The sequence below is a fragment of the Bradyrhizobium pachyrhizi genome, from assembly GCF_029714545.1.
GTDB lineage: Bacteria > Pseudomonadota > Alphaproteobacteria > Rhizobiales > Xanthobacteraceae > Bradyrhizobium > Bradyrhizobium pachyrhizi.
On the sequence record NZ_CP121667.1, the window covers coordinates 2,230,550 to 2,252,804 of the forward strand.

General features: G+C 64.6%; 22 protein-coding genes. 13 read left to right on the forward strand and 9 right to left on the reverse strand.

The annotated features are described in order from the left end of the window. The first annotated feature begins 17 nt into the window (after positions 1-17). Genes QA639_RS10225 through QA639_RS10235 form a run of 3 tightly spaced genes read left to right on the forward strand, consistent with a single transcriptional unit; the run spans position 18 to position 2,798 of the window. Positions 18-1,073 (forward strand): ABC transporter substrate-binding protein, encoded by a 1,056-nt coding sequence (locus QA639_RS10225; RefSeq protein ID WP_283089704.1) that lies wholly within the window; start codon positions 18-20, stop codon positions 1,071-1,073. Then, positions 1,070-1,936 carry an ABC transporter ATP-binding protein gene (locus QA639_RS10230; protein WP_283089705.1) on the forward strand — a complete coding sequence of 289 codons (867 nt, stop codon included), beginning with the start codon at positions 1,070-1,072 and terminating at the stop codon, positions 1,934-1,936. The genes QA639_RS10225 and QA639_RS10230 overlap by 4 nt, the downstream gene beginning before the upstream one ends. Further along, positions 1,929-2,798 (forward strand): ABC transporter permease, encoded by an 870-nt coding sequence (locus tag QA639_RS10235; protein WP_283089706.1) that lies wholly within the window; start codon positions 1,929-1,931, stop codon positions 2,796-2,798. The genes QA639_RS10230 and QA639_RS10235 overlap by 8 nt, the downstream gene beginning before the upstream one ends. 9 nt (positions 2,799-2,807) lie before the next feature. On the opposite strand, the gene epsC is transcribed toward QA639_RS10235, so the two are convergent. The 6 genes from epsC to QA639_RS10265 all read right to left on the reverse strand — a co-directional run bounded on the left by epsC (position 2,808) and on the right by QA639_RS10265 (position 8,352). Then, on the reverse strand, positions 2,808-3,761 hold the full coding sequence (epsC, locus tag QA639_RS10240; RefSeq protein ID WP_283089707.1) for a serine O-acetyltransferase EpsC: 954 nt from the start codon (positions 3,759-3,761) through the stop codon (positions 2,808-2,810). Positions 3,762-3,878: 117 nt separating this feature from the next. Continuing rightward, a complete protein-coding gene (locus tag QA639_RS10245) occupies positions 3,879-4,451 on the reverse strand; it encodes a flavin reductase family protein (protein WP_283089708.1) in 573 nt (190 codons plus the stop codon). Positions 4,452-4,587: 136 nt separating this feature from the next. Continuing rightward, positions 4,588-5,817: an acyl-CoA dehydrogenase family protein gene (locus QA639_RS10250; RefSeq protein WP_283089709.1), complete on the reverse strand. Its 1,230-nt coding sequence runs from the start codon at positions 5,815-5,817 to the stop codon at positions 4,588-4,590. Positions 5,818-5,859: 42 nt separating this feature from the next. Beyond that, a complete protein-coding gene (locus QA639_RS10255; protein ID WP_283089710.1) occupies positions 5,860-6,864 on the reverse strand; it encodes an NrtA/SsuA/CpmA family ABC transporter substrate-binding protein in 1,005 nt (334 codons plus the stop codon). Positions 6,865-6,874: 10 nt separating this feature from the next. Continuing rightward, entirely contained in the window at positions 6,875-7,600 is a 726-nt protein-coding gene (locus QA639_RS10260; protein ID WP_283089711.1) for an ABC transporter ATP-binding protein, read from the reverse strand. Then, complete coding sequence (locus QA639_RS10265; protein ID WP_283090568.1) at positions 7,597-8,352, reverse strand: ABC transporter permease subunit; 756 nt, start codon at positions 8,350-8,352, stop codon at positions 7,597-7,599. The genes QA639_RS10260 and QA639_RS10265 overlap by 4 nt, the downstream gene beginning before the upstream one ends. Before the next feature lie 417 nt (positions 8,353-8,769). Between QA639_RS10265 and QA639_RS10270 the strand changes: the two genes are divergently transcribed. Next, positions 8,770-9,861 carry an LLM class flavin-dependent oxidoreductase gene (locus QA639_RS10270; protein WP_283089712.1) on the forward strand — a complete coding sequence of 364 codons (1,092 nt, stop codon included), beginning with the start codon at positions 8,770-8,772 and terminating at the stop codon, positions 9,859-9,861. 5 nt (positions 9,862-9,866) lie between these two features. Here QA639_RS10270 and QA639_RS10275 read toward each other — a convergent pair whose 3' ends face one another. Further along, positions 9,867-11,207 carry an LLM class flavin-dependent oxidoreductase gene (locus tag QA639_RS10275; RefSeq protein ID WP_283089713.1) on the reverse strand — a complete coding sequence of 447 codons (1,341 nt, stop codon included), beginning with the start codon at positions 11,205-11,207 and terminating at the stop codon, positions 9,867-9,869. Between the two features lie 314 nt (positions 11,208-11,521). Between QA639_RS10275 and QA639_RS10280 the strand changes: the two genes are divergently transcribed. From QA639_RS10280 to QA639_RS10295, 4 genes are read left to right on the forward strand one after another with little or no spacing between them, the layout of a single operon-like run. Next, positions 11,522-13,150: an FAD-dependent oxidoreductase gene (locus tag QA639_RS10280; protein WP_283089715.1), complete on the forward strand. Its 1,629-nt coding sequence runs from the start codon at positions 11,522-11,524 to the stop codon at positions 13,148-13,150. Further along, complete coding sequence (locus tag QA639_RS10285; protein ID WP_283089716.1) at positions 13,147-13,467, forward strand: 4Fe-4S dicluster domain-containing protein; 321 nt, start codon at positions 13,147-13,149, stop codon at positions 13,465-13,467. Before QA639_RS10280 ends, QA639_RS10285 begins: the two co-directional genes overlap by 4 nt. Positions 13,468-13,518: 51 nt before the next feature. Further along, the gene (locus QA639_RS10290) at positions 13,519-14,643 is read left to right on the forward strand and encodes a methionine ABC transporter ATP-binding protein (protein WP_283089717.1); all 1,125 of its coding nucleotides are present in this window, start codon (positions 13,519-13,521) and stop codon (positions 14,641-14,643) included. Next, a complete protein-coding gene (locus QA639_RS10295) occupies positions 14,633-15,298 on the forward strand; it encodes a methionine ABC transporter permease (RefSeq protein WP_050387469.1) in 666 nt (221 codons plus the stop codon). The genes QA639_RS10290 and QA639_RS10295 overlap by 11 nt, the downstream gene beginning before the upstream one ends. Before the next feature lie 13 nt (positions 15,299-15,311). On the opposite strand, the gene QA639_RS10300 is transcribed toward QA639_RS10295, so the two are convergent. Next, on the reverse strand, positions 15,312-16,319 hold the full coding sequence (locus tag QA639_RS10300; RefSeq protein ID WP_283089718.1) for an aliphatic sulfonate ABC transporter substrate-binding protein: 1,008 nt from the start codon (positions 16,317-16,319) through the stop codon (positions 15,312-15,314). Positions 16,320-16,634: 315 nt separating this feature from the next. On the opposite strand from QA639_RS10300, the gene QA639_RS10305 reads away from it, so the two are divergent. Both QA639_RS10305 and QA639_RS10310 read left to right on the forward strand, forming a co-directional pair. Further along, positions 16,635-17,429 (forward strand): MetQ/NlpA family ABC transporter substrate-binding protein, encoded by a 795-nt coding sequence (locus tag QA639_RS10305; protein WP_428841150.1) that lies wholly within the window; start codon positions 16,635-16,637, stop codon positions 17,427-17,429. Positions 17,430-17,457: 28 nt separating this feature from the next. After that, positions 17,458-18,234: a MetQ/NlpA family ABC transporter substrate-binding protein gene (locus QA639_RS10310; protein ID WP_028333346.1), complete on the forward strand. Its 777-nt coding sequence runs from the start codon at positions 17,458-17,460 to the stop codon at positions 18,232-18,234. A gap of 41 nt (positions 18,235-18,275) precedes the next feature. Here QA639_RS10310 and QA639_RS10315 read toward each other — a convergent pair whose 3' ends face one another. Then, positions 18,276-19,676 (reverse strand): LLM class flavin-dependent oxidoreductase, encoded by a 1,401-nt coding sequence (locus QA639_RS10315; RefSeq protein ID WP_157340666.1) that lies wholly within the window; start codon positions 19,674-19,676, stop codon positions 18,276-18,278. A 30-nt stretch (positions 19,677-19,706) separates the two neighbouring features. On the opposite strand from QA639_RS10315, the gene QA639_RS10320 reads away from it, so the two are divergent. From QA639_RS10320 to QA639_RS10330, 3 genes are all read left to right on the forward strand, one after another. Then, the gene (locus QA639_RS10320) at positions 19,707-19,964 is read left to right on the forward strand and encodes a hypothetical protein (protein ID WP_157340665.1); all 258 of its coding nucleotides are present in this window, start codon (positions 19,707-19,709) and stop codon (positions 19,962-19,964) included. 129 nt (positions 19,965-20,093) lie between these two features. Further along, positions 20,094-21,419 carry an O-acetylhomoserine aminocarboxypropyltransferase/cysteine synthase family protein gene (locus tag QA639_RS10325; protein WP_157340663.1) on the forward strand — a complete coding sequence of 442 codons (1,326 nt, stop codon included), beginning with the start codon at positions 20,094-20,096 and terminating at the stop codon, positions 21,417-21,419. Between the two features lie 33 nt (positions 21,420-21,452). Then, positions 21,453-22,250, forward strand: coding sequence for a MetQ/NlpA family ABC transporter substrate-binding protein (locus QA639_RS10330; protein ID WP_028333343.1), 798 nt, complete (start codon positions 21,453-21,455; stop codon positions 22,248-22,250). Positions 22,251-22,255: the final 5 nt, after the last annotated feature.

The window sequence follows — 22,255 nt, forward strand, 5'->3', positions numbered from 1 at the left end:
CCTATTGGAGCAACACAATGAAAGCCATCATTCGAATTCTGCGTGCGCGGCGAGCCGCCGCGCGCCGCGCGGCGCGATTGCTGCTGGCCGGCGCCTTTGCGTTGGGTCTGATCGCTCCGGCCTTCGCTGAGCCACCGCTCGAGAAGACCGAGATCCGCTATCAAGGCTGGGCCGGGCAGGTGACGTTCACCGAGCTCGCCGAGGACCTCAGCTACCTTGCGCCCCTCAAGCTCAAATGGATCGGCAATACCATCAGCGGACCGCAGGACATCCAGACCGTCGTCACGGGCGACATCGACGTCGGCGGCGCTTTCTATGGCGCGATTATCAAGCTGATCGCGGCCAAGGCGCCGATCAAGGCGGTGGTCGGCTACTACGGCTCCGACGCGAACACCTATTACGGCTACTATGTGAAGGACGACAGTCCGATCAAGACGGCCCGCGACCTGATCGGCAAGAAGGTCGCTGTCAATACGCTTGGTGCCCATCTGGAGTTCGTGCTGCGTGAGTATCTGGCGCGGAACGGCCTTAGCGCCGTCGAGGTCAAGCAGGTGACATTGGTGGCGGTCCCACCCGTCACCGCCGAGCAGGCGCTGCGGCAAGGGCAGGTCGAGGTGAGCGCGCTCAGCGGCGTGTTGCGCGACAAGGCGCTGGAGCGTGGCGGGATCCGTTCGCTCTTCAACGATACCGATCTGTTCGGACAGTTCACCGGCGGTGCCTATGTGCTGCGGGAGAAGTTCATCAAGGACAATCCGAACACCGCCCGCAAGCTGGTCGAGGGGATCTCGCGCGCGATCCAGTGGGCGCAGACGGCGCCGCCCGATGAAGTGCGGGCTCGCTTCAACCGGATCATCGCGGAGCGCAAGCGCAACGAGGATGCCTCCTCGATCAAGTACTGGAAGAGCACCGGCGTCGCGTCCAAGGGCGGCGTGATCTCGGATGCCGAGCTGCAGGTCTGGGTCGACTGGCTGGTCAGGGACGGCCTGCTCAAGCCGGGCCAGATCAAGGCCTCGGACACCTACACCAACGAGTTCAACTATTTCCGTCCCGGAAAGACGGCGGAGGCGCGATGACGTCGGTCAAGATCAGCTTTGACAAGGTCCGCAAGGAGTTCGTCACACGAGGCGAAGGGGGCCGGCCGGCGGGCCATTTCACCGCGCTCGAGGACATCACGTTCGACGTCCGCGCCGGCGAATTCCTGGCCCTGGTCGGTCCCAGCGGTTGCGGCAAGTCGACATTGCTCGATCTGCTCGGCGGGCTCGCAACGCCGACCGGCGGCCGCATCCTGCTCGATGGCCGGCCGATCGTCGGGCCTGGACGCGACCGTGGCATCGTCTTCCAGCAGTATTCGCTGTTTCCATGGCGCACCGCTGCGCAGAACGTCGAGTTCGGGCTCGACATTGCCGGCCTCAAGCCGAAGCAGCGCGGAGAGATCGCGCGGCACTTCCTCGACTTGGTCGGGCTGTCCGGCTTTGCCGACCGCTACCCGCACGAGCTTTCCGGCGGCATGAAGCAGCGTGTCGCGATCGCGCGGAGCCTGGCCTACGATCCGGAAGTGCTGCTGATGGACGAGCCGTTCGCTGCGCTCGATGCCCAGACGCGCGAAACACTGCAGGGCGAGCTGCTGCGGATCTGGCGTGCCACCGGCAAGACCATCATCTTCATCACCCATGGCATCGACGAGGCCATCGTGCTCGGTCAGCGCGTGGCGGTCATGACGTCGCGTCCGGGGCGGATCAAAGAGATTGTCGATATCCCCGCGGCCTTGCGCAGCGAAGCCGAGGACGTGCGCTCGCTGCCGGAATTCGGCCGCGTGCGCCATGAGATCTGGAGCCTGCTCCGCGAGGAAGTGCAGAAGGCGCAGCAGGGGCAATCGGCGGGCAGGGTCAGCGCAGGCCGTGTCGACCGTGAGGTAAAGGAAGTCGCTCATGTCTAGCCTGGAGATGCTGACACTGCTGGAGCTCGCGCATGGGCGGCGAGACGAGCACCCGGCGGCCGCGCGGTCACCGCTGGTGAGCGCGGCCCGCGCCGCGACCCGCGGTCTGGCAGCTTTCGGGCGCCGCTCCCTGCTGCTGATCGCCCTTCTGGCGATCTGGGAGGCCGCGCCCAGGCTCGGCTTGATCGACGCGGTGTTTCTGCCGCCCTTCTCGGATGTCATCGCCGCAGGCTGGCAGCTCGCGCAAACCGGCGAGCTCTATGACGACGCCTCCGCGAGCCTGCTCCGCGCCCTGAGCGGGTTTCTGGTGTCGGTCGTGTTGTTCGTCCCGCTCGGGCTGGCCGTCGGCTGGTACACAAGGCTCGGCGATCTGCTGAACCAGTTCATCGAAATTTGCCGCAATACCGCGCCGCTCGCGCTGTTGCCGGTGTTCATCCTGCTGCTTGGCATCGGCGAGCTCTCGAAGGTCACGATGGTGGTCTATAGCTGCGCCTGGCCGCTCCTGCTCAACACTATCGCCGCGGTGAAGCAGGTCGATCCGCTCTTGATCAAGTCGGCGCGGACCATGGGCGCGACCCCGCAGCAGCTGTTCCGCAAGGTTATCCTTCCGGCGGCGCTTCCGACGATCTTTGTCGGCATTCGCCTCGCCAGTGCGTCAGCCATGCTGGTGCTGGTCGCATCCGAGATGGTCGGCGCCAAGGCCGGTCTCGGCTATCTCATCATCAACAGCCAGTACAGCTTCCTGATCCCGCAGATGTATTTCGGCATAATCGGGATCACCGTGATTGGGTTGGCATTCAATGCCGCCCTGGAGGCGGTGGAACGGCGCTTGATGCGATGGAAGGCGCAGGTCTCGGCGTGAGATCGTGGTTCAGGCGCCGCTCGGAGTGTTTCGTGCGGTGGCCTGCGTCACAATGCTGTTCGGCGGCACGTCCTTGGTCAGCCAGACGTTGCCGCCGATGGTCGAGCCGCGGCCGATCGTGATCCGGCCGAGTATGGTTGCGCCGGCGTAGATCACGACCTCATCCTCGACGATCGGATGGCGGGCGTCGCCCTTGATCACATGGCCCTCGTCGTCGGTCGGGAAATGCCGCGCGCCGAGCGTGACCGCCTGATAGATCCGGACGTTGTTGCCGATGATGGCGGTTTCGCCGATCACGACGCCGGTTCCGTGATCGATGAAGAAGCCGGAGCCGATCCGGGCGCCGGGATGGATATCGATGCCGGTCCTTGTGTGGGCGATCTCCGACATCAGGCGAGCCACCAGCCGCGCGCCGATCTGGTAGATTAGATGGGCAAGGCGATGGTGGATGATGGCGGTCATCCCGGGATAGCCGATCAGGATCTCGGGAAAATTCCGCGCCGCCGGGTCTCCAACGAATGCTGCCCGCAGATCGTTGATCAGCAGCCCGCGAACCGGCGGCAGTTGGGTGGCGAATGCGCGTGTCAGCTCGATCGCCTCCTCGTGCACAAAGCCCGGCTCCAGCTCGTCGCCGACGAACAGCGCGCCGCGATGGATCTGCGCGCTGAGCGAATCCAATGCCGCGCTCAGCGTATTGCCGACGAAATAGTCGATGTTCTCGCCGTCGAGGTCCGATTGGCCGTAGTGGCGCGGAAACAGCGCCTCGGTGAGGCCGTCGAGGATCGCCTCCAGCGCGTCCCGCGAGGGCGCGCGGCGTGCCTCGCCGTCGCGCCGGATGCTGTGGGTCTCCTCGCGGGAGGTGCGCAGCTCGGCCACGATCCGGTCGAGCTGCCAGCGGCCCGGTTGTCGGCTGACTGAGCCGGCTGACGACCGAGGAGATGGTGGCGGCGTTTCGCGTTTCATAGTTATGCCTTTCCCTGTCCTAGAGATCCGTTCCGACTGCATCGGAACGGGGCTCTCTATTCTTGTTTTGACGCGTTTTCCTCATGCGAACCGGTACCCACTTCGCTTGAAAACGCTCTAACGGACATGCGCCAGAGGAATGCTGACTTCGGCCAATAGGTCGAGATCGGCCCCGTGATCGATCTGGACATACTGTCCATTCCAGTAGGTGAGGCCGGACAGCCGGTGCGACAATTCCATGCTGGCGAGACGGCCCACGATGATGCCACAGGAATGCCGCTCGATGATCTCCTCGACCTGGCATTCGATCATCGCAAGCGAACGCTGCAGCAACGGCACACCCGAGGCTCCATGGGTCCAGTCGGTGCCCTCGAAGCGCTCCCTGCCTTTCAGCCGGCCATTGCTGAAGCGCTCGGCCAGGGCCTGCTGGTCGGAGCCGAGGATGTTGACGCCGAACAGCCGATGGCGGACGATCGGTGCGAAGGACGATGCCTGCCGGTTGATGCTGACCAGCAACCGGGGTGGGCTCGCGCTGAGCGACGTCAGCGAGGTCACCGTCATGCCGGTGATGTCCTCACCCTGTCCTGCGGTGATGATGCAAACGCCGCCCGGGAGGCGGCGCATGACCAGGCGAAATTGACGCTCGATCTCGTGGTCGGCGTCCACAAGATGAATATCCGGCCTGCTCATCGGGTTCTCCCCTGCATTGCCTCGCCGGATTGGACCTCGCCAGAGCGTTTTCGAGCGAAGTGGATACCGGTTCGCGTGAAGAAACGCATCAAAACAAGAATCCAGAGCTCCGTTCCGATTCGATCGGAACGGAGCTCTAGAAGAAGCCCTTGGCGGGTAGCGGCGTGCCGCTGATCTCGTATTGTCCGATCGAGCGCGCCTTGAAGGTGTTTGGATTGTGCGACGCCAGGGTGCGCGCGTTGCGCCAGTGGCGGTCGAAATTAGTCGCCTTCTTGGTGGCCGATGCGCCGCCGACGTCGAACAGCAGGCTGCCGCTCCGGATCGCGAACTCGTCCGCAACGATCTTGGCCTTGGCCGACAGCAGCGCGGCCCTGTGCGCGGCATCGACGGCCTTTTCGTCGCCTGCATCGAAAGCATTGGTGGCGATATCGAGCGCCTCCGCGGCCGCAAGCACCACGGTCTCCGCCGCGAATGCGCCGCTGGCGATCTGGCCGACGGTCTGTTGCAGCAGCGGGTCGTCCGCCGGAAGCTCGCTGGGCGCGTAGTAGAACGTCCGCTTGCGGGTCCGCACCAGGGCGCTGGCGTCGCGCAGCACGGCGCGCGCGATGCCGGCATTGATCGCAGTCAGGAACAGCTGGGCAAATGTGTTGGAATAGGGAATGCCGTAGCCGGTATCCGGTGCGTCGAACACGGCTTCCTGGCGCTTGACGCGCACGTTGCGGAAGTGGGTGGTGCCGGTCGCCGTCAGCCGCTGCCCGAGGCCGTCCCAGTCGTCGATGAGCTCAATGCCCTCGCGGTTGACCGGAATCAGCACGGCAGCATTGGTGGCGGATGCGTCGGCGGTGCGAACGAGGACGTAGTCCGAATACAGTGTGCCGGTGCTGTAGTATTTCGTGCCGTTGAGCAGGTAGTCGTCGCCGTCGGCAGTGAGTGTCGTGTTCGGCGTGACATTGCCGATCTTCGGCGTGTCGAGCTCGGTCGCCGCGAGCCCGATGATCGCGCCGTCGGCAACTGCCTTCTGCCACTGCCTGTGCTGATCGTCCTTCGGCCGGCGCACCAGGCGTTCGACGACGCTGAAATGGTTGCGCAGGATATGCGCGACATTGGCGTCGGCCTCGCCGAGACCGATGACGATCTCGAACAATGCGCGAATCGACAGGCCGGCGCCGCCGGCATCGATCGGAAGCCGCAACGCGCCGAGGCGGGCCTTGCGAATGAGATCGACTTGCGCGAACGGCAGGACGCGCTCGCGTTCGCGGTCGGCGGCGCCTTCCGCGATGCGGCCGAGCAGCGCGTCGATATCGGGTGCGCGGCTGGGCAGGCGGTCGGAAGGCTCCAGCGAGGTGGCGGACAGAGGCTTGTTCATTGGTATCACCCGAATGGCGTTGATTGATATGACGGCTGTTGATCAGAGCTGGGCCAGGTGGTCGGTGACTTTGATCGGCTCCGGGAGCACCTTGCGCGCGACCAGCCAGTCGGCGGCCCTTTGCAGCTCGGCGAGGAAGTTTTCGTCGTTGGCGGCGAAGTAGCGATACTGCCGGTTCAGCGCGATGAACTGGTCGCGGACCTGGTCGCTGTACTTGCCGGCCTTCTGCGCGATGTATTCGGCATCCTTGCTGTTCGCGGAGATCCACTTGCCTTCGGCGCGGAAGGCATCGTTGACGGCCCGGACCAGCGCAGGATTGTCGGTCGCGAATTTTCGGGTGGTCAGGTAGGACGTGTAATCGATCCGGAACTCGAGATCGCGACCTTCCAGGAAGATGTCGTGCGCCTTGTATTCGAGCCGCGCGATATCGACGCCCGGGCTCCACATCGACCAGGCGTCGACCTTCCCGGAGGCCAGCGCCGGCGCTGCGTCCGGCGGGTTGAGATAGACGAACGTCACCTTGGAGCGGTCGACCTTGTGCTTCTCGAGCGCCGCAACCAGCAGGAATTCGCCGAGACCCGAGCGGTTCACCGCCACCGACTTGCCGACGAGATCCTCGACCTTGTTTATGCCAGAGTCATCCCGCGCGATGATCGCCGTGGTGCGCGGCTCGTAGACCACGAATTGGGTGAACACCAGCGGCGAGCCGGCGATAATCGCGGCGAGTGCCGGCGTCGTGCTGCCGCCGAAGCTGAAATCGGCACTGCCGCCGGTCACAGCCTGCAGCGTCGGTGCATGATTGGGGAACGGCCCGAGCCACTCGACCTTGATGCCGTCCCTGGCCAGCAGCTTCTCGAACTCGCCGCGCTCCTTGGCGATCAGATTGAGGCCGCTCAAACCCCAGGTCAGACGCACCGTGTCGGTGACGCGGCCGGTCGCCGCATGCGCCGGCTCGGACAGGTCAAAGCCGGCAAGCGCGCCGATGCCGAAGGCGGCGCCGCCAAGGAAGCTGCGACGGGTGGGGTTGGTGAACCGGGGGATAGACATTGAGTGGTCCTCAGGCAGGAATGGGGTGAGAGGTGCCGACGCCGAGCTCCGCCAGCAGGTCGGTGCGGGCGATAGGCGCTGCGCCGTTACGTTTCATGCGATGCTCGAACGCGATCCGGCCCTCGCGCATCACCAGGATGCGGTCGGCGAGCGCGATCGCCTCTTCGACGTCGTGAGTGACCAGGAGGACGCCGGGTCGATGGACGGCGACCAGCTCGCGCACCAGATCGTGCATCCGAATGCGGGTCAGCGCATCGAGCGCTGCGAACGGCTCGTCGAGCAAGAGCAGCTCGGGCTCCTGCACCAGCGCGCGCGCCAGCGCCACGCGCTGCGCCTGTCCGCCCGAGAGGTTGCGCGGCCAGTCATCGAGACGGCCGCCGAGTCCGACCTCGGTGAGCGCGGTGGCGGCGCGCTGGCGGGCGTCGGTCGCATTGAGGCCGAGCGAGACGTTGCGCCACAGACTGTCCCACGGCAGCAGCCGGTGCTCCTGGAAAACGACGGCGGGGCGCCGTGGTGCCGTGATGCGCCCGCCGTCGATCGCATCGAGGCCGGCCAGCGCCCGCAGCAGCGTGGTCTTGCCGCAGCCGCTTTCGCCGAGCAGGACGACGAACTCGCCGCGCTCGATGCGCAGGTTGAGGTTCTCGATCACCACGCGACTGCCATAGGCGCGATGCAGTCCCGTCACCGCGACGGCCGGCGCAATCGCGGCCGGTGAGGGCACGGCGTGCAGTGTCATCGCGCGCTTCCATAATTCGGATGCCAGGCCAATAGCCGTCGCTCCAGGGTGCGCGCGATGCCGTCGGCGGCGACGCCGATCAGCGCATAGATCGCGATCGTCAGCACGATCACGTCGGTGCGCAGGAACTCGCGCGCATCCATGGCGAGAAAGCCGATGCCGGACTGGGCGCCGATGGTCTCCGCGACCACCAGCGCCAGCCACGCGGTCGCCAGCGCATAGCGCACACCGGTCAGGATCGAGGGCAGGGCGCCGGGCAGGATGACGCGCCGGATCAGCTCGAGTGTCCCGAGGCCCTGGACGCGTCCGAGCTCGAGCAGCTTCGGGTCGACCTGCCGGATGCCCAGCGTGGTGTTGATGTAGATCGGGAAGGCGACGCCGAGCGCGACCAGGAAGATCTTCTGGGCTTCGCCGACGCCGAGCCAGACGATCACCAGCGGCAGCGCGGCGAGAAACGGGATCGCGCGGATCATCTGGATGCTGCGGTCGATCGCAGCCTCCGCGATTCGCGAGAAGCCCACGAGGATGCCGAGCGCGAATCCGACGCTGCCGCCGATCGCAAAACCGGCCGTTGCGCGCAGCAGGCTGACGCCGAGATCGTTCAGCAGGCTTCCGGACGTCGCCAGCTTGAATGCCGTCCGGACGACCTTGCTCGGTGCCGGCAGCACCTGCGGCGAGAGCCAGCCGGCTTGCGCCAGCAACTCCCAGACGATCAGAAGCACGACCGGGGCGAGCCACGACAGCAGCAGCATGCCGCGCCGGTCGATCTCTACTCGTGCCTTCCGGGACGGCGATGCCGTTTGATCGCTGCGCGGCGTTGACTCAAACGCGATCGATGACGCAGCCTGTTCGAGGTTGCTCAAGTCTGTTCTGTCCTCGTCTAACATTGCGCGCGAGCATCATTGATCGCGCGCGGCATGGTCCGCCATTCTCTCGATCGACGGTTCGTCCGTTCGAAAGCGCGCGCGGCTCATGCGACGCAAACTGTCCCACGAATTTTCTCGAACAGAAATAGAGCCGTATTCCAATTGTCGCTACGTCCGGAGTTTTCTGATTTATCGGCGCGCGCGGCGCGGCAAGGAAAATCTTTTGATGCGCCGCTGCTTGATCTGTCGCCGTGCTTCTTTGAAAACACACCGACGTAACGTCAGGGAAATCGGAGAGACGGCATGTCGACACGACCGCTTCGCTTTGGCATCTGGGCGCTGGTCCATGGTTCGCGCGCGGCCTATCAGGATCCGGAGGAGCCGTATGACGCATCGTGGGAGCGCAATCGCGACCTCGTGCTTGCCGCCGAGGCATTGGGCTACGATTCCACGCTGATCGCGCAGCACACCATCAATCCGCATCAGGAGGATTTCGATCAGCTCGAGGCCTGGAGCGCGGCGGCGGCCGTTGCGGCATTGACCAGCCGGATCGAGATCATCGCGGCCATCAAGCCCTATCTCTATCATCCGGTGGTTCTCGCCAAGCTCGCGCTCGGGATCGAGAACATCAGCCGCGGACGCTTCGCGATCAACCTGGTCAATGCCTGGAACCGGCCCGAACTCGACAAGGCCGGTATCGGCTTTGCCGAGCACGATGCCCGTTACGCCTATGGCCGCGAGTGGATCACGATTGTCTCGCGCCTGATGCAGGGCGAGCGGTTGACCTACAAGGGCGAGCATTTCGATGTCCGCGATTATCTGTTGCGGCCGTCGAGCCTCTACCGACCGCGACCATTGATCTATGTCGGCGGCGAGTCCGAGCCGGCGCGCGCTTTGGTCGCCGACCGCGGCGACGTCTGGTTCATCAACGGTCAGCCGCTCGAGGATGTCGCGGGCCTCATTGCCGACGTGGCGGCGCGGCCGCGGACGTCGGCGCCGCTTCGCTTCGGGCTGTCCGCCTTCGTCATCGCGCGCCAGACGCAGGCCGAGGCCCAGGCCGCCTATGAGCGGCTGCTTGAGCTGTCGCGGAAGGACGCCTCGATGAAGGCGATCCAGCGACAGAACACCGACCCGAAGGTCGTGATGATGCAGACCATGCAGAAGTCGGAGCGGGTCGGCAGCAACGGCGGCACCGCTGCCGGGCTGGTCGGCAGCTATGATGACGTGGCCGCCCGGATCGGGGCGTTCCATGCCGCAGGCATCGAGTTATTCATGCTGCAGTTCCAGCCTTTCGAGGCCGAGATGGAGCGCTTTGCGAAGGAGATCATCCCGCGCGTCCGCGAAGCGTCATCTGTTGCGAATGACACCCCAGCACTGCTGACGAGCTCGCGGTAACTGCGTCACGCGGTTGCGGCGGCTTCCGTCCGACGTGCAAAGCGGCTGATCGGCCGAGGCAAGCCAAAATGCTCACGCAAGGTGGTGCCGGCGTAATCGGTTCGGAATAGACCGCGGCGCTGCAGGATCGGCACCACGCTGTCGACGAAGACCTCGAGTCCCGTCGGCAGCACGTCCGGCATCAGATTGAATCCGTCGGCCGCCCCGACCTTGAACCAGGCCTCGATGTCGTTGGCGATCTGCTCGGGCGTGCCGATGATGATGCGGTGTCCGACTCCGCCGCCGAGCGCGCGCAACAACTGCCGGACGGTGAGGTTGCCGCGGCGCGCAAGGTTCACCGTGCCCTGGAACATGGTGTGGTTGGCGTTGGCCGGCAGCGGCAGCGGATCGGGTAGCGGCTTGTCGAGCTCAAGGATCGCAGGATCGACCTGCAATGTGCCCGCGAGACGCGCCAGGCTGTACTCGATCGGAACCAGTTCCCACAGCTCATCCTGCCGCCGTTTCGCCTCGGCTTCGGTGCTGCCGATCACTGTGGCAAGGCCCGGCAGGATGACGATGGAGTCGCCGGCGCGGCCGTAGGTCGCGGCGCGGGCGCGCAGGTCGCGCGCATAGGCGACGCCTTCCTCGATCGTCTGCGCCAGCGTGAACACGGCTTCGGCCTGCGCGGCAGCGAGATCACGGCCGTCGCTCGAGCCGCCGGCCTGCACGGTCACCGGGCGGCCCTGCGGCGAACGTGGCACGTTGAGTGGACCGGCCACGGCGTAATGGGCTCCGCGATGCGCGATCGGATGAACCTTCGACGTATCGACAAATCGCGCCGAGGACTTGTCGCCGACAAAGGCGTCGTCCTCCCAACTGTCCCACAGTGCATGGACGACCTCGGCGAACTCCTTGGCGCGCTCGTAGCGGGCCTTGTGCTCCAGCACGTTGCTGAGGCCGAAATTTCGGCTGGCCGACGTGTCGGCAGTGGTCACCGCATTCCAGCCGGCGCGGCCGCCGCTCGCGAGATCCAGGGTCGCGAAGCGGCGCGCGATGTTGTAGGGCTCGTTGTAGGTGGTCGAGGCGGTCGCGATCAGCCCGACATGGCTGGTCGCCGCGGCCACCGACGCCAGCACGATCGTCGGTTCCATCGACATGAAGGAGCGGTAGTCGATGCGGTCGGTGATCGCCGGTGTGTCGGCAAGGAAGATCGCATCGAGCTTGCCGCGTTCGGCGATCTCAGCCACGCGCACATAATGGCCGACGTCGAAGCAGGCGCGAGGATCGCTTTCGGGCAGCCGCCACGCCGACGCATAGACGCCGGAGTGCAGCAGGTTGACATTGAGGTGAAGCTGACGATCGGACATGGCTGCCACGCAGTGAGGTGAAACGACTCACGAAGTACCGCCTGTCAGGCCACATGAAAACGAACGGCCGGCGCGTGCATGCAAAAAAGAAATATCCGTCTCCGCTGCGTGATCTGCGGACAAATCCGGTGTCGATCTTCTGCGATGAACGGAACGTCCTCTCCGCCGCCGCATGAATATTCTGCCACGTGCCGCGGCAGGGGAAGCTTCGTCCAAGTCTGCGCAAATATCTGAAATTGCCAGAGCAGCCTGCGCGCGCAACGATGCTGTTGCGGCGCGTTGCAAGCAATCGGTGCCGCCCGGAGCACTGAACCATGACAGTCCACGAGCGACGCGCCGAACAGCGAACCGCGCCAGGCGGCTCGGTCGAATTCGACGTTGACGTGCTGGTGATCGGCGGCGGACCGGCGGGCACGTGGGCCGCGGTGAGCGCCGCGGAGCGCGGCGCGCGCGTCGTGCTCGCCGACAAGGGATTTTGCGGCACGTCGGGTGCCACCGCGGCTGCCGGCACCGGCGTCTGGTATGTCGATCCCAAGCCGGCGCTGCGCGAGGCCGCGATGGCCAATCGCGAAAAGATGGGCGGGCACCTGCAGGATCGCCGCTGGATGGCGCGCGTGCTCGACCAGACCTACGAGGACAGCAATCGTCTGGCCGCCTGGGGTTACCCTTACCCGGTCGACGACACCGGCACGTCGCAGCGCAACTCGCTGCAGGGGCCGGAATACATGCGCTTGATGCGCAAGCGCACCAAGCAGGCCGGCGTCACCATTCTTGATCACAGTCCGGCGCTCGAACTGCTGGTGGATGACGACGGCTCGGTTGCGGGAGCCAGCGGCGTGCGCCGCCAGAAGCACGATCGCTGGATCGTGCGCGCCAAGGCCGTCGTCATCGCGACCGGTGGCTGCGCGTTCCTGAGCAAGACGCTGGGATCGAATGTGCTGACCGGAGACGGCTATCTGATGGCCGCGGAGGTCGGGGCCGAGTTCAGCAGCATGGAATTCTCGAATCCTTATGCGATCTCGCCGGCGTTCGGCTCCGTGACCAAGACGCTGTTTTATGGCTGGGCGACCTTCAGCTACGAGGACGGCAGCGTCGTTCCCGGTGCGGCATCCAAGGGCGGGCGATCGGCGATTGCGCGCGCGTTGCTTCAGGGGCCGGTCTATGCGCGGCTCGACAAGGCCGACGACGACGTGCAGCGTCACATGCGCGCGTCGCAGCCGAATTTCTTCCTGCCGTTCGATCGCACCGGCATCGACCCCTTCAGGGAGCGTTTTTCCGTCACCTTGCGGCTCGAAGGCACCGTGCGCGGCACCGGCGGCCTTCGCATTGTCGACGACAGCTGCGCGACCAGCGTGCCGGGACTCTATGCCGCCGGTGACGCAGCGACGCGCGAATTGATCTGCGGCGGCTTCACCGGCGGCGGCAGCCACAACGCCGCCTGGGCGATGTCATCGGGGACCTGGGCCGGATGGGGCGCTGCCGGCTATGCAAGGCAGCTGGGCCCAGCACGTCAGCGACGACTGGCGTCCGCCGGCACCGTCGCGTTCCGAAGCAAGGCGGGTCGCGCGTTTGAGCCCGCCACGCTGACAAAAGCGGTCCAGGACGAGGTCTACCCGTATGAGCTGAACTACTTCCGGCACGCCTCGCGTCTCGAAAGCGCCCTCGAGCGGCTGGATGCGGCGTGGGTCGATGCATCATCGGCCGATGCGGCGAGCAAGGACGATCTGCTGCGTGCCCGCGAGAGCGCGGCCATGCTGGCGACGTCGCGCTGGATGTACCGCAGCGCGCTGGCGCGGAACGAAAGCCGCGGCATGCATCGCCGCGACGACTATCCCTATCAAGACGACCGCCAACGCCATTACGTGACGAGCGGCGGCTTGGACGAGGTCTGGACCACGGTGCGGCCGCATGCCGATGCCAGCTACTCAGAGGCCGCGGAATGATCGAGGTGATCGACGCCGAGCGCTGCACGTCCTGCGACATTTGCGTGAACGTCTGCCCCACCAATGTCTTCGACAAGACGGAGGGGATCCCGGTGATCGCCCGTCAGGGCGATTGCCAGACCTGTTTCCTCTGCGAATTGTATTGTCCCGAGGACGCGCTTTACGTGTCGCCTTATGCGGAGGAGCCTCGCCCGACCGACGTGGTCGCGTTGCGGCAGACTGCCGCGTTGGGCAGCTACCGCCGCGCGGTCGGCTGGACCGACGAGACGCGCTGTCTCCGCGGCATCGACCGCAGCTATCTGCTCTTTGGTCATTGAGCCCGGGCTGCGCCCGGCGACCGAAGCCGTTTCCCTAATTGGACCGACTGAATGAATGTACATCAATCCCTGACGACGGCGCAGGCTGTTGCGCCGCTGCCGCCCATCCCGCTCGCATCAAGCGCGAGCGATGCCATGATCCGCTTCGAGGCCGTCTCGAAGGTCTACCCGGCCTATCGCGACAAGCCGAGCGTGCATGCCTTGCAGGCGATCGACTTCGCGATCCCGCGCGGCTCGATCACCGGCGTGATCGGCCGCTCCGGCGCCGGCAAATCGAGCCTCGTCCGCCTCATCAACGGGCTTGAGAAGCCGTCGAGCGGCCGCGTCGTCGTCGATGACAGCGAGATCTCGGCGCTTGCCGGCCGCGAGCTGCGCCTGGCGCAGCGCTCGATCGGCATGATCTTCCAGCACTTCAACCTGCTGTCGTCGCGGACGGCGGCGGACAATATCGCCTTGCCGCTCGAGATCGCGGGCTGGTCCAGGGCCGACATCGCCGTCCGTGTGGCCGAACTGCTCGAGCTCGTCGGCATTGCCGACAAGTACGATCGCTATCCCTCGGAATTGTCCGGCGGCCAGAAGCAGCGCATCGGCATCGCGCGCGCCCTTGCGACGCGGCCGAATGTGCTGTTGTCCGACGAGGCGACGTCGGCGCTCGATCCGCAGACCACGCGCGCGATTCTGGACCTGCTGGCCAACATCAATCGCGAGCTCGGGGTCACGATCGTGCTGATCACCCACGAAATGTCGGTGGTCCGCCAGCTCGCCAAGGAGGTTGCTGTGATCGACGGCGGCCATGTCGTCGAGCGAGGTCATGTCGCGGAAATCTTCACGCATCCCCGGCATCCGGTCACGCAGGCGTTCCTTTCCGAGGTGATCGGGGACAGTGCTCCAGTCTCGCTGGCGAGCCGCCTTTCGCCGCAACCGGTTGCCGGCGGGCAGGCGGTCCTTCGCGTGCAGGTGCGCGGCACCGAAGCCGGCGACACCGTGGTCGCGCGGCTTTCGCGCGAACTGTCCCATGACGTGGCGCTGCTGTCGGCCCGCATCGACGAGATCGGCAGCCGGCACGTGGGCTCGCTGATCCTCGGCATTCCCGGCGGTGAAGCCGCGGCCAGGCAGGCCCTCGCCTATCTTTCTCAGCATGACATTCTGGCGGAGCGTCTCGGCTATGTCGCGTGAACTCATCAACCTGATCGTTCAGGCCACGGGCGAGAGCCTTTTCATGGTCTCGGTGGCCGCGCTGGTTGCGACCGCGCTGGGCCTTCCGCTTGGTGTCTTCCTGGCGACCAGCCGGAAAGGGGAGCTGTTCGCCGCGCCGTCAGCCAATGGCCTGCTCGGCGTGATCGTCAATGCGGCCCGCTCGACGCCGTTCATCATCCTGGTGGTTGCGATCATTCCCTTCACGCGGCTGATTGCCGGCACCTCGATCGGATCGGGCGCGGCAATCGTGCCGCTCACCATCGCGGCGACGCCGTTCATTGCCCGTCTGGTCGAGGCGGCGATCCGCGAGGTCGATGCTGGTCTGATCGAGACAGCATCTTCGTTTGGAGCGAGCCCGCTGCAGATCGTGTTCAAGGTCCTGATCCCGGAGGCGTTGCCGGGCCTGGTGCTGGCCTTGACACTCGCGGTGGTCAGCCTGCTCGGCTACTCCGCAATGGTCGGGGCCGTCGGAGGCGGCGGCCTCGGCGACCTCGGCATTCGCTATGGCTATCAGCGCTTCATGCCTGAAATGATGCTGGCGGTCGTCGTCGTTTTGATCGCGCTGGTTCAGACCGTGCAGACCGCCGGCGACTATCTGGCGCGCCGCGTTAACCGCCGCCTGCGCCATCGCTAAAGGTGCGGCGGCGTCACGATCCCTTCGGTGCCCAGATCTTGACGTCGCCGGTATCGACCTTGCGCGGCAGCAGACCTTCCGCTGTGAAGGTATCGGCGATCTTCTGCTGCTCGGAAAGGCCGGCCGCGGTGACCACGCCGACCTTGTAGGAGCGGTGGCTGTTGGCCTCCTCCACCGTGGCGGCGTCGATGCCCCACAGGCCGGCGAGCAGCGCCGCGGCCACGTTCGGATTGGCTTTGACCCAGGTGCCGGTTTCGACCAGCCTGGCAAAGATCACATTCAGTGCATCGGTCCGCTTTTCGGCGAACGCGGCCGACGCGAGATAGTAGCGCTTGTAGCTTGCGAGCCCGCCGCTGCCGTCGGTCAGGATGCGCGCGCCGGACTGGCGTTGCGCGCTGCTGAGGAACGGATCCCAGGCGACCCAAACGTCGACATTGCCGCTGACGAATGCCGCGCGGCCATCGGCCGGCGTCAGATAGGCCGGCGTGATGTCCTTGAAGGACAGTCCGGCCTTGGCGAGCACCGCCAGCAGCAGGAAGTGGCTGCCCGCGCCCTTTGTCACCGCGACCTTCTTGCCCTTGAGATCGGCCGGCGCTTTGATCGCGGAATCCTTCGGCACCAGAATCGCCTGCGCCGATGGAGAAGCGGCTTCCTCGGCGACGTAAGCGAGCTTGGCGCCGGCGGCCTGGGCGAAGATCGGCACGGTGTCGGCGACGTCGGCTCCGAAATCGATGCTGCCGACATTGATGGCCTCGAGCAGCGGCAGGCCGCTGGTGAACTCGTGCCACGACACGGTGATACCGAGCGGCGCCAACGCCTTCTCCAGCGCGCCGTTGGTCTTCAGGATCGCGGTCAGCGTCGACGATTTCTGGTAGCCGATCCGGATTTCCTCGGCGGCCGCAGGCCGAACCAGCGAGGTCATCGCAAGCAGCCCGATGGCGCCGACAGCAAGACGGCGCGACATCGCAGTCGCCGATGATGCGGCCTGCGCTTGCGGGATGGGGCGGGCAAAGATGGGCATGGCAGGTTGTCCTGAGCCGGTTCGATCTTTTGCCATTTGTGTGCAATCGGTGCGCCGGAGGCAATCGCGGAGAAGTCGTCCGGACGAGTGCAATTTTCTCGGCAAGCGAAGTCCGCGAGAAAAGTATTTTTGGCCTGCGCGTTGCGGCCGGCATCAGCAGATCAGCCGCTCGCTGCGCCAAGATGCCCGGCCGGCTTCATTCTCTTTTCATCGCGGCCACAGCAGCGGCGACTCGTCGTGGGGAAAAATTTGGATTCTCATTTCATTGATTTCGTCCCCGGCGCGGGCGATGAGCTTGATAGCGAGTTCAGTTCCATGGAGACCAAGATGTTGCTTCGATCGATTTTCGCTCTTGCAGGCGCTGTTGCGATCTGGTCGACCGCCGCCGCGGCAGAAACGATCAAGATCGGCGTGACGCCCGGACCGCATGCCCAAATCCTCGAGGCCGTGAAGCCGATCGCGGCCAAGAGCGGGCTCGAACTTCAGCTCATCGAATTCTCCGACTATGTCGTTCCGAACGCGGCGCTCGACGCCGGCGACATCCAGGCCAACTCCTTTCAGAACCAGCCTTATCTGGACAACCAGAAAGCCGATCGCGGCTACAAGATCGAGCAGGTGGGACTGACGGTCAATTTTCCGATCGGTGTCTATTCACGCAAGCACAAGAGCTGGGCCGATCTTCCTGAGGGCGCCAAGGTCTCAATTCCCAATGATCCGACCAATGGCGGCCGGGCCCTGCTGCTGCTGCGCGACAAGGGCGCGATCAAGCTGAAGAGCGACGTCGGTTTCAAGCCGACCGTCATCGACATCACCGATAATCCCAGGAAGCTGAAATTCGTCGAGGTCGACGCAGCCCAGGCGCCCCGCGCGCTCGACGATGTCGATGCGGCAGTCATCAACACGAACTATGCGACGCAGGCCGGTCTCGATCCGGTCAAGGATCCGATCCTGCGCGAGGATCCGAAGGGGCCATACGTCAATCTGATCGCGGTTCGCGCTGCCGACAAGGACAAGCCGTGGGTCAAGATCCTGGTCGATAGCTACCACACGCCCGAGATCAAGGAATTCGTCCAGACCAAGTTCAAGGGCGCGGTGCTACCGAGCTGGTAGTTACCGATCCAATTGTCGAGGGAAGATGATGCGTATCCTGATGATGGCGGTTGCCGCGGTAGCACTCTTGGTCGGCACCGCGAGGGCCGAGACGATCCGGGTCGGCGTCACGGCCGGACCACATGCCGAGATCCTGGAGATCGTCAGGAAGGTGGCTGCGGGCCATGGGTTCGACATCAAGGTGGTCGAATTCACGGACTACGTGATCCCGAACCAGGCGCTCGCGCTCGGGGATCTCGAGGCCAATTCATTCCAGCACGAGCCCTATTTGAAGAACCAGATATCGAAGACCGGTTGGAAAATCGTCAAGGTCGCCAACACGATTGCGTCACCACAGGGTGTCTACTCGCTGAAATACAAGAAGCTGGCCGATCTTCCGGATGGCGGGCGGGTGGCGATCGCCAACGATCCTTCCAATGGCGCGCGCGGCCTGATGATCCTTGCGCTGCACGGCGTGATCAAGCTCAAGGATCCCAACAACGTCGCGTCGACTGTTGCCGACATCACCGACAATCCGAAGCATCTGCGCTTCGTCGAGCTTGATGCCGCACAACTGCCGCGTTCACTGCAAGATGTCGACCTGGTCTCGATCAACAACAATTATGCGGTTCAGGCCGGGCTCAATCCCGCCACCGATGCCATTGCTCGCGAGGCGGCCGATGGCCCGTGGGTCAACATCGTTGCCGTGCGCGAAGCGGACAAGGGCAAGCCCTGGGTCAAGCAGTTGATCGACGCCTACCATTCCGAAGAGGTCAAGGCGTTCCTCGAGAAGCGCTTCAAGGGCACCTACATCGCAACCTGGTGACGGGCGTTCATCGCCCATCGCCAGGAGGTTTCCAGGCTGATCTATTCAGCGGCCTCGGTGCGCGCTGCCGGCGAGGCGCGGCGGAAGCCGGCGCCGGGATGCGTGGCGTCAAGATAGGGTCCGCGTCCGGGGAACAGCTTCTCGCGAAGCGTGCCTTCGCGATAGGCTGTCTTGTAGACCCCGCGTGACTGCAATTCCGGCACGACGAGATCGACGAATGACGTCAGCGATTCCGGCGTGACGAGGCGGAACAGGTTGAAGCCGTCGACGTCGGTTTCGTTGACCCAGGCGATCAGCTCGTCCGCCACGTCCTGGGGTGAGCCGACCACGAATGGCGAGCGTGCGCCGACCCGGCTCAGCGTCGCGAGATCGCCGACCTTGACCGGCCGGTCGCTCCGCAACGTGAAATTCTCGACCATCGACTGGATCGCGTTGCTCTCGACATATTGCACCGCCTGGTCGGGGCGATAGTTCGAGAAATCGATGCCGGTCCAGCCCGAGAGCAGAGCCAGCTGGCCGGCTTGATCGACATACCCTGCGTACTCCTCGAGCAGATCGTTGGCCTCCGCGCGCGTCGGGGCAACGATCACGGTCGCGCCGGCGAACAGGCGGATATCATAGGGATCGCGTCCGAACGCCTTGGCCGCCTCCCTGATCTCGCGTACGGCGCGGGCTAGAATGGGCTTGGTCTGGCCGTTGAGGAAGATCGCCTCCGCGTGCCTCGCCGCGAAGGCGCGGCCGCGCTTCGAGGTGCCCGCCTGATAGAGCAGGGGCGTGCGCTGTGGCGAGGGTTCGGCGAGGTGGATGCCGTCGACCCGGTAATGAAGTCCCTGGTGCCGCACATTGTGGATCCTTGCCGGATCAGTGAACACGCGCGCTGTCCGGTCACGGCGGACCGCGCTGTCCTCCCAGCTGCCTTCCCACAACTTGTAGGCCGCGGTGAGGAATTCCTCGGCCGCCTCGTAGCGTTCATCATGCGCGCGGTTGGCCTCAAGACCCATTCCGCGGGCGCCGCTGTCGAGATAGCCGGTGACGATGTTCCAGCCGATCCGCCCGCCGGTGAGGTGGTCGAGCGTCGAGAAGCGGCGGGCGAACTGGTAGGGATGCTCGTAGGTGAGGTTGGACGTGATGCCAAAGCCGAGATGCTTCGTTGCATAAGCCATGGCGGAGACGAGCAGGGTCGGCTCGGCGTTCGGCAATTGAACGGCGTGACGCAGCGCCGTCTCAGGACTGCCGCCGTAGACGTCATAGATGCCAAAGACGTCGGCGAGGAAGATGCCGTCGAGCAGGCCGCGTTCGGCTGTTCTGGCGTAGTCAACCCAATAGTCCAGCGAGTTGTAGTTAAGTGAAGTGTCGCGCGGATGCGACCAGAGGCCGGCCCAGTTGTGGCTCGGCGCCATCATGTTGAACGCGTTGAAACGAAGTTCCTTCGGTCTGGTCATCGCGCGATTCCGCCAATTGAGGACTGAGAGGTGATTTATCACGACCGCTGCGCGGCTTTATTTTATATTCGCAAAGACAGGATCAAAATCGTGCTCCATCTTCGATCCGGCGCAGCAGAGATTCGTTTGTTCAACGTCGTGGTGCTGTTCGAAATGACGGCCTGCGCGACATGGCGCATTGATTTGCAGGCTCGATCAGCTGATGGCTCATCAACTCCGCTGATCCGTTCAACACGGCGGCGCAGTGAAACAAATGTTACGCGATCGGCGCAGCGGCTGAAAAATTAGCGACGCCATCAGACGTGCGGTCAGCACGCTCATCGCTATTTTCGCCGACGTCTCGACAGTCGCGGACGCGGCTGCGCATCATTCTTCGCCTTTTGATGCTGGGTCCACGGATTTCGGGAGATTTTCGAGATGCCGATCGAAACCAAGAATGTCGAGACGCTCGCCTTGCATGGCGGATCGTACCGATCCGACCCGGCGACCGGCGCCGTGGCTGTTCCGATCTACCAAACGACGTCCTTTCAATTCGAGAATACCGATCACGCATCGCGGCTGTTCGCCCTGGAGGCGATCGGACAGATCTACACCAGGATCAAGAACCCGACGGCTGACGTGTTCGAGGAGCGCCTGGCCGCGCTGGAAGGCGGCGTTGGCGCTCTGGCCGTAGCGTCGGGCCAGTCGGCGACGGCTTACGCGATCTTCAACATCGCGCAAGCCGGCGACAATATCGTCTCAGCGACTGATCTGTACGGCGGCACGTTGACGCTGCTGTCGCAGACGCTGAAGCAGTTCGGCATCGAGGTTCGCTTCGTCGATCCGGCCGATCCGGAAAACTTCCGCCGCGCAACCGACGCGAAGACCCGGGCCTACTTCGCCGAGACGCTGCCAAACCCCAAGCTCAACGTGTTCCCGATCAGGGAAGTCGCGGATATCGGCCGTTCGCTCGGCGTGCCGCTGATTCTCGACAACACCGCCGTCCCGCTCATTGCGCGCCCGTTCGAGCATGGCGCGGCGATCGTCGTCTATTCCGCGACAAAGTATATCGGCGGCCACGGCACGTCGATTGGCGGAGCGATCATCGATGGCGGCAATTTCGACTGGGCGGCGCACGCCGAGCGCTTCCCGCTGCTGACGCAGCCGGACGATGCCTATCACGGCGCAATCTGGACCGAGGCAGCCAAGCCGCTCGGTCCGATCGCCTACATCCTGCGCGCACGCGTGAAGCTGCTGCGCGATCTCGGTGCCGCGGTCGCTCCCCAGAACGCATTTCAGTTCATTCAGGGACTCGAGACCTTGCCGCTGCGGTTGCGTCAGCACAACGAGAACGCGATCAAGGTCGCGAACTTCCTGGCACGGCATCCCGCCGTTTCGCATGTGATCTTTCCCGGACTGCAGAGCGGGGAGGACCGGCGCCGCGCCGATCTCTATCTGAAGGGTGGCTATGGCGGGCTGGTCGGCTTCGAGCTGAAAGGGGGCGTCGAGGCCGGCCGTCGTTTCATCGATGCGCTGAAACTATTCTATCACGTCGCCAATATCGGCGATACGCGCTCGCTGGCGATCCATCCGGCGTCGACCACCCATCAGCAGTTGAGCGCCGCGGAGCAACTCGCGGCAGGCGTGACGCCCGGCTACATCAGGCTTTCGGTCGGCATCGAGCATCCCGACGACATCCTCGCCGACCTCACCCAGGCGTTGGCCGAGGCTGAGGCGGGAAGCAGCGGCCGCAAGGCGGCCTGATCGATCCCTGAAGACGGAGTTGAAACCGAGACCATGAAGACATTGTTGCGCCTGGCGCAGGCAGCTGGCGTGCTGCTTGCCATGACTGCGGCCGCCGTTGCGGACGAACCTCTCAAGATCGCGACCAGCGCCGGCCCGGTCGGTCAGCTGGCTGCCTTTGCCGCCAAGCTCGCCAAGGACAAGGGGCAGGACGTCAAGATCGTCGAGTTGTCGGACTGGGTCGCGTTGAACGAGGTGGTGAACAGCGGCGATGTCGACGCTAACCTGTTCCAGCACGCCACCTATCTCGCGATCCAGAACAAGCAGCGCGGTTTCAACCTGATCCAGGTCGACAAGGTCGGCGTGATCGCGCCCGTCGGGCTGTTCTCGAAGAAGATCAAGTCGCTCGACGAGATCAAGTCCGGCGACAGCGTTGCGATCCCGAACGAGCCGCTCAACGGCGCGCGTGGCTTGATCCTGCTCGAACGCGCCGGACTGATCAAGCTGGCGCCGGGCAAGGGTTTTTCGGTGAGCCGGTTTGATATCATCGAAAATCCCAAGAACCTGAAGATCGTCGAGCTCGATCCGGCGCAGACCTACCGGTCGCTCGACGACGTCTCGCTTGCGCTCGTTAATATCACCTATCTGATACCGGCCGGCGGTGATCCGAAATCGGCGCTGGTGATCGACCGCACGGTCGATGATGGTCTCGTGCTGCGCTTTACCGCGCGGCCGGACAAGAAGGACGATCCGCGCCTGAAGGCCTTCATCCAGGTCTTCAACTCGCCCGAGGTCAAGCACTTCATCGAGGAGAAGCTGCCGGCGTTCATTCCGGCCGGCTTCGGCAGCTAGGGCGT